Source organism: Pyxidicoccus fallax, assembly GCF_012933655.1.
GTDB lineage: Bacteria > Myxococcota > Myxococcia > Myxococcales > Myxococcaceae > Myxococcus > Myxococcus fallax.
Window position 1 is genome coordinate 1 of the sequence record NZ_JABBJJ010000318.1, and the last position, 14,793, is coordinate 14,793.

12 protein-coding genes are annotated in these 14,793 nt (G+C 70.1%); 8 read left to right on the forward strand and 4 right to left on the reverse strand.

Annotated elements, in window-relative coordinates; translation table 11 throughout:
• Positions 1-240: 240 nt before the first annotated feature.
• The 5 genes from HG543_RS42030 (at position 241) to HG543_RS42050 (ending at position 5,207) form a co-directional block, all read left to right on the forward strand.
• Positions 241-1,068, forward strand: coding sequence for a hypothetical protein (locus HG543_RS42030; RefSeq protein WP_246357687.1), 828 nt, complete (start codon positions 241-243; stop codon positions 1,066-1,068).
• Between the two features lie 199 nt (positions 1,069-1,267).
• On the forward strand, positions 1,268-3,124 hold the full coding sequence (locus HG543_RS42035) for a lamin tail domain-containing protein (protein WP_246357688.1): 1,857 nt from the start codon (positions 1,268-1,270) through the stop codon (positions 3,122-3,124).
• Positions 3,125-3,206: 82 nt separating this feature from the next.
• Positions 3,207-3,989 (forward strand): exodeoxyribonuclease III, encoded by a 783-nt coding sequence (locus HG543_RS42040; RefSeq protein WP_169350575.1) that lies wholly within the window; start codon positions 3,207-3,209, stop codon positions 3,987-3,989.
• An 18-nt stretch (positions 3,990-4,007) separates the two neighbouring features.
• A complete protein-coding gene (locus tag HG543_RS42045; RefSeq protein WP_171818419.1) occupies positions 4,008-4,790 on the forward strand; it encodes a lysophospholipid acyltransferase family protein in 783 nt (260 codons plus the stop codon).
• A 132-nt stretch (positions 4,791-4,922) separates the two neighbouring features.
• The gene (locus tag HG543_RS42050; RefSeq protein ID WP_169350577.1) at positions 4,923-5,207 is read left to right on the forward strand and encodes a hypothetical protein; all 285 of its coding nucleotides are present in this window, start codon (positions 4,923-4,925) and stop codon (positions 5,205-5,207) included.
• A gap of 111 nt (positions 5,208-5,318) precedes the next feature.
• On the opposite strand, the gene HG543_RS42055 is transcribed toward HG543_RS42050, so the two are convergent.
• Positions 5,319-6,761 carry a beta-helix domain-containing protein gene (locus HG543_RS42055; RefSeq protein WP_169350578.1) on the reverse strand — a complete coding sequence of 481 codons (1,443 nt, stop codon included), beginning with the start codon at positions 6,759-6,761 and terminating at the stop codon, positions 5,319-5,321.
• Between the two features lie 114 nt (positions 6,762-6,875).
• Here HG543_RS42055 and HG543_RS42060 point away from each other — a divergent pair, with 114 nt between their 5' ends.
• On the forward strand, positions 6,876-9,476 hold the full coding sequence (locus HG543_RS42060; protein WP_169350579.1) for a protein kinase domain-containing protein: 2,601 nt from the start codon (positions 6,876-6,878) through the stop codon (positions 9,474-9,476).
• Complete coding sequence (locus HG543_RS42065) at positions 9,473-10,249, forward strand: hypothetical protein (protein ID WP_169350580.1); 777 nt, start codon at positions 9,473-9,475, stop codon at positions 10,247-10,249. The genes HG543_RS42060 and HG543_RS42065 overlap by 4 nt, the downstream gene beginning before the upstream one ends.
• Before the next feature lie 12 nt (positions 10,250-10,261).
• Here the strand turns inward: HG543_RS42065 and HG543_RS42070 are convergent, their stop codons facing one another.
• Positions 10,262-10,789 (reverse strand): bactofilin family protein, encoded by a 528-nt coding sequence (locus HG543_RS42070; RefSeq protein WP_169350581.1) that lies wholly within the window; start codon positions 10,787-10,789, stop codon positions 10,262-10,264.
• Positions 10,790-10,886: 97 nt separating this feature from the next.
• On the opposite strand from HG543_RS42070, the gene HG543_RS42075 reads away from it, so the two are divergent.
• A complete protein-coding gene (locus HG543_RS42075) occupies positions 10,887-11,993 on the forward strand; it encodes a hypothetical protein (protein ID WP_343073576.1) in 1,107 nt (368 codons plus the stop codon).
• Positions 11,994-11,997: 4 nt separating this feature from the next.
• Here the strand turns inward: HG543_RS42075 and HG543_RS42080 are convergent, their stop codons facing one another.
• Both HG543_RS42080 and HG543_RS42085 read right to left on the reverse strand, forming a co-directional pair.
• Complete coding sequence (locus tag HG543_RS42080) at positions 11,998-13,977, reverse strand: ATP-binding protein (RefSeq protein WP_169350582.1); 1,980 nt, start codon at positions 13,975-13,977, stop codon at positions 11,998-12,000.
• 13 nt (positions 13,978-13,990) lie between these two features.
• A partial coding sequence (locus tag HG543_RS42085) for an alpha/beta fold hydrolase (RefSeq protein ID WP_343073577.1) occupies positions 13,991-14,793 on the reverse strand: 803 nt, incomplete at its 5' end.

Below are 14,793 nucleotides of genomic sequence, written 5' to 3' on the forward strand. Positions count from 1 at the left end.
GGGCAATTGTATTTAGGGTGCAATTGTTTCACCGTGCCCCATGCGTGAGGGGCCACCGCGCCGGGTTGCCATTGCTTCCCCTCCAGCTGTCCGACGAGGGAGAGGCACATGCATACCGTCGAGTCCGGTCGCGGTCGCGTCGTGGGAATCCGTGCAGGCGCATGGGGCTGGCTGTCGTGCGCCCTGCTTTGGGTCATGGCAGGCGGGTGCGGGCCGGCGGAGCTGTCGCCCGAGACACCCTTGCCGAGCGCTCAGCAGGTCCAGGCCGTGGAGAGCGATAACAGCCTGTCGACCAATGGCCTGTCATTCAATGGGTTGTCGTTCAACGGCCTGTCATTCAATGGGTTGTCGTTCAACGGCCTGTCCTCCCAGGCCTTCAGGGATTGGTTCCAGGCGAACCCCACGCTGGCGAACGAGGTGATGCGCTACATCGTCCGCTGCGCGGTGCCCTCGGGCCAGACGCGCACATACACGCATCCGCAGACAGGGCAGACGTTCACCTGGACGGGCGCGCTGGGCCTGGCACCCGTGTGGGCGGGTGGCTTGGCCGCGCCGCGGTTGGAGCAGGAGCTCGTCACCGCGTGTCTGGCGGCCCATGTGAATCCCTACGGCGTGAGTGTCTCCATCTCCCTGCTGGGCAGGAAGGCGAATGGTCAGCCCATTCCGTACACGAGCGCCGAGCTGAACGCGCACCCGAAGCAGGAGTCCTGCTTCTTCGGCAACCTCTTCACCGGCAGGGGCGTCTATGGAGGCAATCGGGGGACGCTCCTGAGCCAGGCCCAGAGCAGTGCGCGGGGGTGCGCCGTCGTGGACAGCTCCGGAAACCAGCGCAGGAGCTGCCCGCCCCTGTTCTTCGTGGGCGAGTGCGCCCGGTACTGCTCGCTGGATGCCTCGGGGCTGTACTTCGAGAAATGCATCTACGCGGGCGTCGAGTACCGGCCCATCGTCACGCGGCTGCGAGATCAGGACATCTACAGGTGCGGTGACGGCGTCTGCCAGGTCACCGAGTCGTGCGGGACCGCCAACTGGCACAACAGCTGCCGGCCCGACTGCGGCCTCTGCCGGTGAGCTCGGGGGCACGGCCGGCGCTGGGCGGAGGCCCGCGCCGGGCCCATGGGAGGGGGGGAAGGGAGGCCGGATTTTGACACCGCTGTAACCTGCTGCCAATTGCGTACAAGGTGACATCTGTGGGATGGGTGGGACTGCCCCCGACTTCGTCACGGAGCTTCACCCTATGCCTTGGTCCTTCAGGCAGTTGCTGGCACCCATGTCGGCACTGCTCCTCATCTTGTCCGCCTGCGGCGATGACCCTGCCCCGACCGACCCGGTCTGCGGCAATGGCCGCGTCGAGTCCGGCGAGCAATGCGACGACGGCAACCGCACGCCGGGCGACGGCTGCGAGAACACCTGCACCGTCACGCCCGGGCAGCAGCCGGATGCTGGCGGGGATGCGGGGACGTCGACCGACGCCGGGGTAGGGGACGACGGCGGTACCGACGCGGGTGATGGCTCCGATGCGGGCTCCGACGCGGATGCGGGCTCCGACGCGGATGCGGGCTCCGAGCCGGACGCGGGCTCCGAGCCGGACGCGGGCTCCGAGCCGGATGCGGGCTCCGAGCCGGACGCGGGTTCCGAGCCGGACGCGGGCTCCGAGCCGGATGCCGGCTCTGACATCGACGCGGGTAGCGCCCCTGATGCGGGCTCCGAGCCGGACGCGGGCTCCGAGCCGGATGCGGGCTCCGAGCCGGATGCGGGCTCCGAGCCGGATGCGGGCTCCGAGCCGGATGCGGGCTCCGAGCCGGACGCGGGTTCCGAGCCGGACGCGGGCGTGGATGCCGGTACCGACACGGACGCGGGCACGAGCCCTGACGCCGGCACTGGCACCGACGCCGGGACGGACGCGGGCACGAGCACCGACGCGGGCACCGCGCAGGTGGCCCTGGACACCTTCGGCCCGACGGGCAACTTCGTACGCTCGGGCTTCACGGGCCCGACGTTCCCCGAGCAGCTCACGGTCTCCCTGAAGGAGCCCGCGCCCGCGGAGGTCTGGGTGCAGCTGTCCTCCTCCAGCCCGGCCGTCAGGATCGTGGGCGAAAACCTCGTGCGCATCCCGGAGGGGGCCCGCTCGGCGGTGGTGGTGGTGAGTGCGGACCTGGACGCGGATCCGGAAGTGACGAAGGCGGTGCTGACGGCCACGCTGGGCAACGAGACGCTCCAGGCCACGGTGCAGGTGCTCGAGGTGGATCAGCCGGCTTCGCTGGCCCTGCTGTCGCCCGAGACCGCCCAGGTGGACGCAGGCGCCACGTACACCTTCACGATGACGCTGGACGTGCCTCCGGCGACGGACACCCAGGTGGACATCACGCTGCAGCCCGCGTCGCTCGGCACCGTGCCGGCGCGCGTGACGGTGCCCGCCAACACCCTGTCCGCCAGTTTCGACTTCACCGCGGCCACCGTGGCCGGTGAGGGAACGGTGGTCGCCACGCTGGCGACCCAGTCCGTCTCGGCGAACCTCCGCGTGATGGGCTCCTCCACCACGGACCACGTCGTCATCAGCGAGATCGCGCTCCGGGGCCCAGGGGGTGCCAGCGACGAGTTCATCGAGCTGTACAACCCCACCGCGAGCACGGTGAACCTCGCCGGCTGGAAGGTGCAGTACAAGTCCGCGACGGGGGGCACCTACACCGGCTCCTACACCCTGCCTACCGGGGCGAGCATCGCGCCGAGGAGCTACTACCTCGTGGGCAGTCCGAGCTACGCGGCCGGCTCCAGCGGTGTGACGCTCGACGCGACCTGGCCCTCCACGATGCAACTGGGCGCCGACGATGGGAACGTTCGCATCGGCCTGCCCAGCCTGGGCAACAACCCGCAGGACGCGGCGGTGGTGGACAAGGTGGGCTACGGCAGTGGCAACGATGCGGAGGGCTCCGCCGTTCAGGCCCCGAGCGCGGCGAGCAACACCCTGGAGCGCAAGGCCAACGCCGACTCCACCCCGACTTCCATGAGCACGGGCTCTGACGCGCTCAGTGGCAACGGGCACGACACGGGCAACAACCGCTCGGACTTCATCATCCGGGGGACGCGCCAGCCGCAGAACAAGTCGAGCCCCGCCGAGCCCCGCTAGCCGGCCGTGCGGCCCCGGCCCCTACCGCGAGTGCGCGCGGTAGGGGCTGGAAATACCGCGCGGGCCGGGCCATAAGCCTCCCGTGCGAGTCGTCTCTTGGAACGTCAACGGATTGCGCTCGGTCCACCGCAAGGGCTTCCTTCCATGGCTGGCGGGGAGCCGGGCGCAGGTCGTCGCCGTACAGGAAGTGCGCGCGCGGGCGGACCAGCTCCCCGACGAGGTGCGGGCCCCTCCGCGCTGGAAGACGCACTTCGTGGCGGCGGACCGCCCCGGATACAGCGGGGTGGGTCTGTTCTGCCGGCTGGAACCCGATGACGTCGTGACGCGGCTGGGCGCCCCCGAGTTCGACACGGAGGGGCGGCTGCAGATCGCCCGCATCGGCAAGCTCACGGTGGTCAACGGCTACTTCCCCAACGGCAATGGGAAGGACCGGGACCTCAGCCGCATCCCCTACAAGCTGGCCTTCTACCGGCGCCTCTTCGAGCGCCTGGAGAAGCCGCTGCGCGACGGCGGGCGGGTGCTCGTCGTGGGCGACTTCAACACCGCGCACCAGGACATCGACCTGGCGCGGCCCCGGGAAAACCGCGAGACGAGCGGCTTCCGCCCCGAGGAGCGCGAGGAGTTCGACCGCTGGATTCGCGCCGGCTGGGTGGACACCTTCCGCCACTTCCACAAGGCGGGCGGGCACTACTCGTGGTGGAGCCAGCGCATCGGGGTGCGGGAGAAGAACATCGGTTGGCGCATTGACTACGTCCTGGCCACGCCGGCGGCCATGACCTACGTGCGCAAGGCCGCCATCCATCCGGATGTGACAGGCTCGGACCATTGCCCGGTGAGTGTGGACCTGGACCCGGCGGTCCGCTGACGGTTGCTCGAGGCTCTCATGAACGCATTGCTGTCCATCTGGACGTGGATCGAGATTGGCCTGGTGGCGCTGAGCGGCTTCTTCGTGCAGCTCGCGCTCGCCATCGTCACGTGGCCGTTCGACCGGCGCCGCTACGTGACGGGGCGCTGCTTCCGGCTGGTGGGCGTCACCGCCGCGAAGCTGACGCCGTACTGGCGCTTCGGCGTGCACGGCGCGGTGCCGGCCCGGGTGGCGCCGAACACCGTGTGCGTGAGCAACCACGAGTCCAACGCGGACCCGTTCCTCATCTCGCACCTGCCCTGGGAGATGAAGTGGCTGGGCAAGGCGAGCCTCTTCAAGATTCCGGTGGTGGGCTGGATGATGTGGATGGCGGGGGACATCCCCGTCCACCGCGGGGACCGCGACTCCGCCACCGGCGCCATGGCCCGCTGCCGCGAGTGGCTGGCCAAGGGCATGCCGGTGATGATCTTCCCGGAGGGCACGCGCTCGAAGACGGACGAGCTGCTGCCCTTCAAGGACGGCGCCTTCCGGCTCGCCATCGAGGCGCAGGCGGACGTGCTGCCGCTCGCGGTGAGCGGCACGCGCCGCGCTCTGCCGAAGCACTCGTGGCGCTTCGCCACCTCGCGCGGGCTGGTGACGGTGGGCACGCCCATCTCCACCAAGGGCATGACGCTGGCGGACGTGGAGCGGCTGAAGGAGATGGCCCGCACGCAGATTCTCGCCCTGCGCGCCGGGCTGATGCCGCACACCAGCGGCGGCGCGCCGGCCTCGGAGTCCTCCGGCGCCGCGCCCGCCGCGTAGCAATCCCTTACACGGGGAGTGCGCGTATTGCTTGGAACGGCGTCAATTCAGTTATTGCTGGGAATGATAGACATCCTTGTATAGGGTGCGCGCGGGCCGCCAAGGCCCGTTCCACCGTGACAGGAGTTCCACGTGTCTCAGTTCCGCAAGCTGTTCCTCGGCATGACGCTTGTCTCTGGCGCCTTCGTGGCCACTGCGTGTGGCCCGCAGTCGCAGCCGGAGAAGACCGAGCCCACGCCCACCACCGAGACGAGCCCCACCACCGAGACGACTCCGTCGGGTCTCGAGGCGGCGAAGTGTGACCGGGCGGGCCGCACCTACGTCTCGAGGGATCCGGTGCAGTGTCTGTCCATCACCTGGGCTTGCTCCGCGGGTCAGCAGCAGTTCCTCGACGACTGCGGCTGCGGCTGCGAGTAGCCCCATGACGTGGGGCCTCGCGCCTCGCGTCTGAGCGGACCCCGGCCCCGGGGGTGTCCCTGTCTGGAGACACCCTCGGGGCCGCGTCGTGCTCAGCGATGCCGTGTCACGTCATGGGCAGGGCACGGTGGCGGGGCACGTGTCGCCCTCCATGGCCGGGTAGCTCTGCCGGCAGGCCGCCACGCTCTCGAAGGTGTTGGTGGACATGAAGTCCACCGGGCTGCCGGACCAGGCGCGGTGGATGCCGAAGCGCGCGCTCTGCGTGATGCGGGTGTGGGTGATGAACTGCGACTCCGGCTGAGCCGCGAGCGAGATGGCTCCGTGGCCTCGCGCATACGTGGCCTCACCGGTGGACGCGTCGCAGTAGGGGCCGGTGCTCGTCCAGGTGCCGCCGGCGAAGGACACCTCGGCGTGTTCGATGACGCTGCCACGTCCCGAGCCGCGGAAGGCGATGCCCTCCCAGGCCCCGGGCGCGGGAGACGCCGCCGCGGAGGTGAAGACGATGGGCTTCGCGGCGGTGCCCCGGGCCACGAGGGCGCCGTTCTTCTCGATGGAGAGCCCCTTGGGGCCGGCCATCTTCAGCCTGACGCCCGGCTCGAGCGTCAGCGTCGTGCGCGCGCCGCCCTCGGTGGACGCGCCGATGATGAAGTCGTCCGAGTCCTCGCCCTCGTTCAGCCGGTACGGCACCCCCCGGTCGCGCAGCGTCATGCTGTCCTTCAGGAAGTCCATGTCCCGCTTCAGCACGATGTCGCCCGCGCCATTGCCCGTGTAGCTGCCAGAGGGAATCGTATCGGCGAGCCGGAAGCCCACGCGCATGGAGCCCCGGATCGCGTTGCGGATGGTGAGCTGGGTGGAGTCCGCGCTGAACACGGCGCCCGTGCGCAGCCTCACGCCCCAGTCCGGCGTGTTCTCGATGATGACGTTCTGCACGCGGAGCGACGGCGTGCGCGGCTTGTTCTCGTTCAGCGAGTCGTTCCCCGTCACGCTCACGACGCCACCGAAGAAGTTCTCCGTGCCCAGGAAGCCCTGCTTCCCTCCGTTGCGCAGCGTCACGTGGGCCAGGTCGATGGTGCCAACCTCGCCGTTCGCCGACTCGGCGATGAGGCTGCTCCACTGCCGACCCGGCTCCTCGCTGTCGAAGAGGATGGGCTTGTCCGCGGTGCCGCGCGCCACCAGCTTCCCCCTGCCACTCACGGTGATGCTCCGGTCGTCGCGCAGCAGCACGACGGCGCACGGCTCGATGGTGAGCGTGAACGCGTCGATGTTCGGCGCGTTGGCCACGATGTGCGGGCTGTCGGAGGCCTTCCACACCGTATCCGCCTCGAGGGATTCCCCTCCCTCGTCGTGGACGACGCCGGGCCCCTTGGCGCCCGTCAGCGCCGGGCACGCGCCGTTGTTGTTCGGGGTACCCCCGTCAGTCGGATTCGGATTCCCGGTGCCCGCGTCCGTCTCGTCATTCGAGCCCGACGCGCCACCCCCACAGCCCGCGACCAGCAGGGCCACGAGGAGGAAGGACAGCTTCGTACGTGCCGCGACTGCATGATGATGGGTCATGCGCGAAAGGGCCCGGACGTCCGAAAAGTCGCATCGAAAAGTATTTCGCCTGTGAATCCGGGGGCTTGCGGCGCGCTTCGCGGCCTGTAGTAGCGTTTGGGAATTCCGAGCGAAATGTCCTTGGCCTGCCTCGACGCCGATACCGCCGCCGCCTACACCGCCCACGCGCTGGAACCGGAGGAATCCCGGGCCGTGGAGGAGCACATCGACTCCTGCGCCTCCTGCCGCGAGCTCATCTCGATGGTGGCCAAGGCGGGCTGGTCCGGCTCCCTGACGTCCCTCACGAGCTCTCGGAGCGGGAGTGAAGGAGGGGGCACCCCTGTGCTGCCACGAGGCACCCGGGTGGGACCTTTCGAAATCGACGCGCCGCTGGATGCCGGGGGCATGGGCCTGGTGTACGCCGCCCACGACGTGCGGCTGGACCGGCGCGTCGCCCTGAAGTGCCTGCGCGAGCGGCGCGGCGACCCGGCGCAGCTGCTGCGGGAGGCGAAGCTGATGGCCCAGCTCGCCAACCCCAACGTGGTGCCCGTCTACGACGTCATCGAGGCGTACGGGCAGGTCTTCATCGCCATGGAGCTGGTGGTGGGACGCAGCCTGCGCCAGTGGATGGAGGCAGGGCCGCGCGACTGGAAGACGGTGGTGGACGTCTTCCTCGATGCCGGCGCGGGCCTGGCCGCGGCGCATGCGGCGGGCATCGTCCACGGCGACGTGAAGCCCGGCAACATCCTCGTCGGAGATGACGGGCGGGTGAGGGTGACGGACTTCGGGCTCGGCACCTTCGTCACGGAGCGCCCGGGCGCGTCCACATCGGTGCGGGGGACTCCGGCCTATCTCGCTCCCGAGCAGCGGACCGGCAGGCCCTGCGACGCGCTCGGGGACCAGTACTCCTTCTGCGTCAGCCTTCACGAGGCGCTCACCGGCGCGCTGCCCGGCGCGCGGCCCCCGCGGATGGCGGGCCTGCCGCGGGGCGTGAGGCGTGTGCTCACCCGGGGGCTGCGTGAGGACCCCGGCCAGCGCTACCCGTCCATGCGGGCGCTGCTCGGAGCGCTGCGCGCGGCCCGCTCTCCTCGGTGGAAGTGGGCGCTGGGGGCCGTCGCCACGACGGCGGCCTCCGTGGGGCTCGCCTACGTGTTCGGTGTCCGCCAGGTGGAGGTCGAGCAGTGCGCGGTGGCCGCCTCGGAGCTGGCCAGTCCCTGGGACGCGGAGTCGAAGGAGGCGCTGCGCGGGGCCTTCGCGCGCACCCGTCTGCCGTATGCCGGCGAGACGCTCGACAAGGTGGTCGCGAGCCTCGACGGGTGGAGCGCGGGCTTCGAGGAGGCGAGGGGACGGGCTTGCGCGGCGGGCTGGTTCCGCCGGGAGACACCGCTGGAGCGGCTGCCGGGGCAGCTGAGCTGTCTGAAGGACCGGGCCCGGGAGGCGCGCGCCCTGGTGAACCTGCTGCGCGACGCGGACGCCACCGTGGTGCAGAACTCGGTCACCGCGACGGAGCACCTGACTCCGGTCGAGCGGTGCGCGCAGACGGCGCCCGCGCGGACCGCCCCCGCTGACAGTCCGGGCATCGCTCCGCTGCGCGAGCAGCTCGCCACGGTGAACGCCCTGATGTCGTCGGCGAAGTATCGCGAGGCGCGCGAGCTCGCCCAGAAGCTGATGAAGGATGCCGAGGCCCTGGGAGACACCCGCTTCCTCGCCTCGGCGAAGCTGGGGCTCGGCGCCAGCCAGGTGTGGCTGGATGACTACGCGGCCGCGACGGCGAACCTGCTCGAGGCCATCCGGCTGGCCGACGTCACGCAGGACGACCGGACGCGGGCACAGGCCTGGGTCCGCCTCGGGCAGGCCGAGTTCCGGCAGGGCCACCACGACAAGGTGCTGTTCCTCCAGGGGCCCGCCCTGGGCGCGTGCGAGCGGCTGGGCGATGTCTGGCTCCACTCCGAGATGTACCTGTTCCTCGGCGGCTCACTCTCCCAGCTCGGGAGGCCGAAGGAGGCCCAGGCCCTCTTCGAGAACGCGGTGCGGATGCGCATCCAGGCGTATGGAGAGCGCGACTACCGCACCTCGTTCGCGCTCTCGAGTCTGGGCAATGCGCTGGCCATGCAGGGAGACCTCGCGGGCGGCACCGATGCGCACCGCAGGGCGCTCGTCGCGGCCCAGGCCGCCCTCGGCACGAGCCACCCGAACATCGGCGTCCTCCATGGGAACCTGGCCAGTGACTACCTGTACGGGCTCCAGGCCCGGCGGGCCGTCGAGGAGCTGGAGAAGAGCCGGGCCATCGCCGAGGCCGCGCATGGGCCCAAGCAGCTCAACGTGGCGAGGGCGCTGACCTCGCTGGGGGGCGCCCTGCTGGAGGCCGGCGAGCCCCAGCGCGCGCTGGAGACCTTCGAGCGCGCCGAGACGGTGTGGGACGACGTGGCGCCGAAGCATCCGTCTCGTGCCTTCTGTCTGCTGGGCCGGAACCTGGCGGCCCAGGCGCTGGGCCGGCGCATGTCGCTGGAGGAGCTGGAAAGGGCAGCCGAGCTGGGCGGCGCCTTGCCGGGCTTCATGCGCGGCCGCATCCAACTGGAGCTGGCGCGGGCGCTGTCTCCCGGGAAGGCCTCGCCCAGGGCCATCGCCTTGATGAAGGAGGCGAGGGCGGGCCTGTCGACGTCGACGTTGCCGCTCGTGCAGCGGGAGCTGGGACGGGCGAATGAGTGGCTCCATGCCCAGGGAGTCGAGCCATGACGGACACGCCGCTCGCGGAGCAGGTGCGCGCCGTGGCGAGGGAGCTGGCCGCTCACGGCGTCACCCTCGACGAGGCGGGCTTCCTGAGGGCGCTGGCGCAACGTCAGGGCACGACGGGGGCGCACCTGGCGGACCTCGCGCTGGCCTGGGCGTGCTCGCGGGGAGACGCGCCGGCCATCGTCCACTTCGAGCGCGTGTACTTCACCCAGGCGACGCGGGCGCTGCGGAAGATGAACCTGGGCGAGACGCTCACCGAGGACGTACTGGGGTGGATGCGCTTCGAGCTCTTCGCGCGTCCCCAGGGTGGGCTCATCTCCACCTACTCGGGGCGCGGGGACCTGGGCGGCTGGGTGCGCTCCATCGCCGTGCACGAGGCCCTGAAGCGGGCACGAAAGCAGCGCCGCGAAGTCACTCCGGAAGTGGCCGCGGACCTGCCGGTGCCCGAGGCGGACCTCGTCGCGATGCGGGGCGCGCACCGGGCGGAGTTCACCCGCGCGCTGGACGAGAGCTTCCGCGCGCTGTCGACGCAGCAGCGCAACGTGCTGCGCCAGTACTTCCTCGACGGGCTCACCATCGACGTGCTGGCCGGGCTGTACAAGGTGCACCGGGCCACCGCCGCCCGCTGGGTCTCCGCGGCACGCACGGAGCTCGTCGAGCGCGTGCGCACGCGCCTCGCCCAGGAATTGAAGCTGAGCGAGGCGGGCGTGGATGAGGTGATTACGCTGAGCAACCTCCAGGAGAGCCTGGGCGAGCTGCTGCGCAGGACGCGCTGAGGGCAGGGCGCCTCAGGCGTCCTTGTCCTCGTCGTCGACGATGTGGCAGCGCATCTCGTCGTCGAGGACGTCCTCGATGATTCCGCTCACCAGGTCCCGGCCGCCAATCTCGAAGGACAGGCTGACCTTGTCGCCCGCGACGGCCTCCTGCTTGTCGAGCTTGAGCTTGCCGCCCAGCGCCACGGCGTCACCGTCCACCCGGGCGCCCTCGCGGACGCGGACCTCACCGCCCAGCGTGATGACGTCGCCCTTCACGCGGGCACCGGGCTCGATGATGACCCGGCCGCGGATGGCGACGGCGTCCTCCACCTCGGCGCCCTTGCGGATGATGACGTTGCCGTCCACCGCGACGGCGTCCTTCACCTTCTCCCCGGGCTCGATGACCAGGTCGGTGCCCTGGACGGCGCGGCTGCCGTCCTTCGTGTTGTTGGCGCACACCACCCGAGGGCCCCCGGACTTCTTCGGGGCGGCGTCCTCCGCGAGGGCCGGGGTGGCGAGGGCGAGGGCGAGGGCGAAGGCGGGAAGGGGCGACAGGCGCATCGGGCGGCTCCTGGAAGTACCGGGACACCTCTCCCTACGGCCCTGTCGCCACCTGATTGCGTGCCCATGGAATCGCGGGGTTCGGGACCTCGGAAGGGTGAGGCCTCGGCCTTGCAGATGCGGTATCCAGTCCCACCCCTGGAGGTATGCCCTGGCCGCCACGCCGCACGATGACACCCACGACCTGACCATCTGGGCGTATGCCTTCGGCTACTTCGCGGCGTATGCCCCCTACAGCGCGCTGACGAAGGCGCTGTCTGGCGGCTCCCTGCCGGGGATGGAGCACGGCATCTCCGGCTTCACGCTACTGCCGGTGAGCACGCTTGCCTCCCTGGTGGGCATGTTCGTCTTCCTCACCGTCAAGCGCTGGTGGTCCTACGCGGGGCACCGCGAGGTGCTGGGCGTGCGCGTGCCCGTCCCGGGGCGGTGGACGCTGCTGTCCGGCCTGTGCTCCGCAGCCATCATCGGCACCACCACCCTGGCGTACACGATACCGGGCGCGTCCATCGTCTTCATGATGCTGCTGATGCGGGGTGGGGTGCTCGTCCTCGCGCCGCTGGTGGACATCATGAGCGGGCGGCGGGTGCGCTGGCCCTCGTGGGTGGCGCTGGGGCTGAGCCTCTCGGCGCTCGGCGTGGCCACGGGCACGGAGGTGAGCGCCACGCTCACGATGCTGGCCGCGCTGGACGTGGGCGTGTACCTCACCGGCTACTTCTTCCGGCTGCGCGCCATGAGCCACCTGGCCAAGTCCGGAGACCCCGCCGTGTCCATCCGCTACTTCGTGGAGGAGCAGATGGTGGCCACGCCCGCCCTGGTGCTCACGCTGGCGGCGATGGCGCTCGTCGGCGGGGACGGCATCCTCGGAGAGGTCCGCGCCGGCTTCACGGGCTTCCTTGCGCGGGGCCACCTGCTGGAGGAGGTGCTGGTGGGGCTGTTGTCGCAGGGCACGGGCATCTTCGGCGGGCTCATCCTCCTGGATGCCCGCGAGAATGCCTTCACGGTGCCCGTCAACCGCGCCTCCAGCGTGCTCGCCGGGGTGGTGGCGACGGCGGCCCTGTCCGCCTGGGTGGGGCTGCCGGGCGTGGGGGCGCTGGAGATGGCGGGTGCCGCGCTCGTCATGGCGGCCATGGCGGTGCTCGCCGTGCCCACGGTGCTGGCGGCGCGCGAGCGTGCCCGGCTGAGGGCCTCGCCCGGCGCGCCGTGAGTGCCTACGTCCTCCGGGCGAGCGCTCTCAGCGCGTCGATGAGCGCGTCCAGCTCCTGATGGAGGGCCCGGACGCAGGAAGCGGCCGCCGCTGGGGAGCCCGGAGACTCCGACAGCAGGACATGCGCCTCCCGCAGTGCCGCGCGCAAGGCTTGCGCCTCCAGCAGCTCCAGCGTCGGCCGTATCTTGTGGAACTGGTACTCGAAGGCCTCCCGGTTGCCGGTCTCGAGCGCCTTCTGGAAGTCCTGCTTGTACTGCTCGCAGCTGCCGATGGTGATGATGCTCAGCTCCCGGACGGCGCGCGCGTCATCCTCGAGCATGCGGTGGAGCCGTCGCAGGTCGAACGGCGGGCCGACCACGGCCGGTGGCTTGTCGCCCGCGGCCGCCATGGGAGTCCATTCCAGCTTCCAGGTGCTGTGCCGGGCAATCATCGCGGCGAGCTCCGCCGGCTTGTAGGGCTTGCCGATGAAGTCCGTGAAGCCGGAAGCCTGGGTCCGGTCCTCCAGGCCCAACCGGCTGGAGGCCGTCACCGCGATGATGGGAATGTGCTGGAAGTACTCCCCGGGCAGGGCCCGGATGGCGCGGGTGGCCTCATAGCCATCCAGCTCCGGCATCCGCACGTCCATCAGCACCAGGTCGTAGTCGGCCGAGCGGAGCCGCTCCACGGCCTGACGCCCGTCCCCGACCACGTCGAAGCTGGCGCCCCACTGCTTCAGGAGCTGCGACAGCATGAACACGTTGATGGCGTTGTCCTCGGCCACCAGGACGCGAAGGCCGCGGATGGCCTGGATGGAGGCCTGGCTCTCGGCGGACTGCGCGGCTTCGGCCTGCTCGTGGCCCACCTTCATGCGGAGGGTGAAGGAGAAGGTCGACCCCTTGCCCAGCGTGCTCTTCACGCCCAGCCTGCCGCCGTGCAGCTCCACCAGCTTCCGGCTGATGGCGAGCCCCAGGCCGGTGCCCCCGTACTTCATGCCGATGTCGTAGTTCGCCTGCGTGAACTCCTCGAAGATGTGCGCCAGGCGGTCCTCGGGAATCCCGATGCCCGTGTCGGTGACGGCGAAGTCGAGCGACACCGCGTCCTGGCTGAACTCCCGGACGTGGATGTTCACCGTCACCGCTCCCATCTCGGTGAACTTGATGGCGTTGCCCACCAGGTTGGTGATGACCTGCCCGAGCTTGACGGGGTCTCCGAGGAGCCACTCCGGCGCCCGCTCGTCGATCTCCGCGATGACCGGGAGCCGCTTCTCCTCGGCCTTGACGTTGAGGGCGAAGATGATTCCGTAGACGAGCTGGCGGAGGTTGAAGTCCCGCTCCTCCAGCGTCGCCTTGCCCGCGTCCAGCTTGCTGAAGTCCAGGATGTGGTTGATGAGGCCCAGCAGGTTCTCGGACGAGGACGTCAGGATGCGCACGTACTTCTGCTGCTGGGGGGACAGCTCCGTGCGCTGTAGCAGGCTGGCGATGCCGATGATGGCGTTCATCGGCGTGCGGATTTCATGGCTGACCATGGAGAGGAAGTCCGCCTTGGCCCGGGCGGCCTGCTCCGCCTTCTTCCGCGCCAGCACCAGCTCCCGCTCGTACTTCTTCCGGTCCGAGATGTTGAAGAGGGTGGTGCGGTTCACCACGCCCCGGCCGGCGGCGTCCTTGCGCTGCACGGTATTCACCAGCACCGGCAGTGGAGCGCCCCCCCGGGCCACCAACTCGAGCTGCACCTCGTTGACGAAGCCCTGCATCTGCAGCAGCGGGGCGAAGTGCGTCTCGTGGAAGATCTTCCCGCCCACGGAGAGCAGGTCCTGGAAGCGCATGCCCGCGAGCAATTCCTCCCGCGTGTAGCCCACCCAGCTCAGGAACGTCCGGTTGGCCCTGACGATGACGCCGTCCGGCAGCGTGGAGATGTAGCCACAGGGCGCGTTCTCATAGAGGTCCTCGGCGCTCTCCTCGAGCCACTCCGGGGTGGGGAGGCTCGCGGTGCATGTTTTTCCCGTCAATGGGGACCTCGGGCTAGAGGAAGAGCCTCATGGCCGCGATGGTCTCCTCGGGGGCGCTGAGGTTGGGGCAATGGCCCGTGGCCTTGAGTACCACGAGCTGGCTGTTGACGATGTTCTGGTGCACGTATCGCCCGACCGCCTCCGGCGCAATCACGTCTCGCGAGCACTGGAGGATGAGGGACGGGGTCTTCACCTTGGGCAGGTCCGCCCGGTTGTCCGATAGGAAGGTGACGTGCGCGAAGTGCCGAGCGATGTCGGGGTCGGTGCGGCAGAAGCTGTTGGTCAGTTCCTCTCCCAGCGCCGGGCGGTCCGGGTTGCCCATGATGACGGGCGCCATCGCGCTGGACCAGCCCAGGTAGTTGCTGTCGAGCGAGTCCAGCAGCCCGTCGATGTCACCCCGGGAGAAGCCCCCGACGTAGTCGCCGTCGTTGATGTAGCAGGGCGAGGGGCCGATCAGCACCAGCTTGTCGAACCGGTCGGGCTCGGCGATGGCGGCCAGCACGCCAATCATGGCGCTCACCGAGTGCCCCACGAAGACGACGCGCGTCAGCTCCAGCTCGCGGCAGATCTCCAGCACGTCGTCCGCATAGCCCTTCAGGGTGCCGTACCGGTTGCGGTTGTAGGCCGTGAGGTCCGAGCGCCCCGCGCCGACATGGTCGAAGAGGACCACCTTGTAGTCCTTCTGGAAGGCCGGGGTGATGAACCGCCACATGTTCTGGTCGCAGCCGTAGCCGTGGGCGAAGATCATTGCGTGATCCCCCTGGCCCTGGATCTTCACGTTGTTCCTGGCGACGGCGGTCATGGGCGGGTTCCTCC

Coding starts and splice junctions, on each gene's coding strand:
- HG543_RS42035 (WP_246357688.1), top strand. CDS start 1,268: ATGTCGGCACTGCTCCTCATCTTGTCCGCCTGCGGCGATGACCCTGCC.
- HG543_RS42045 (WP_171818419.1), top strand. CDS start 4,008: ATGAACGCATTGCTGTCCATCTGGACGTGGATCGAGATTGGCCTGGTG.
- HG543_RS42055 (WP_169350578.1), bottom strand. CDS start 6,761: ATGACCCATCATCATGCAGTCGCGGCACGTACGAAGCTGTCCTTCCTC.
- HG543_RS42060 (WP_169350579.1), top strand. CDS start 6,876: ATGTCCTTGGCCTGCCTCGACGCCGATACCGCCGCCGCCTACACCGCC.
- HG543_RS42065 (WP_169350580.1), top strand. CDS start 9,473: ATGACGGACACGCCGCTCGCGGAGCAGGTGCGCGCCGTGGCGAGGGAG.
- HG543_RS42070 (WP_169350581.1), bottom strand. CDS start 10,789: ATGCGCCTGTCGCCCCTTCCCGCCTTCGCCCTCGCCCTCGCCCTCGCC.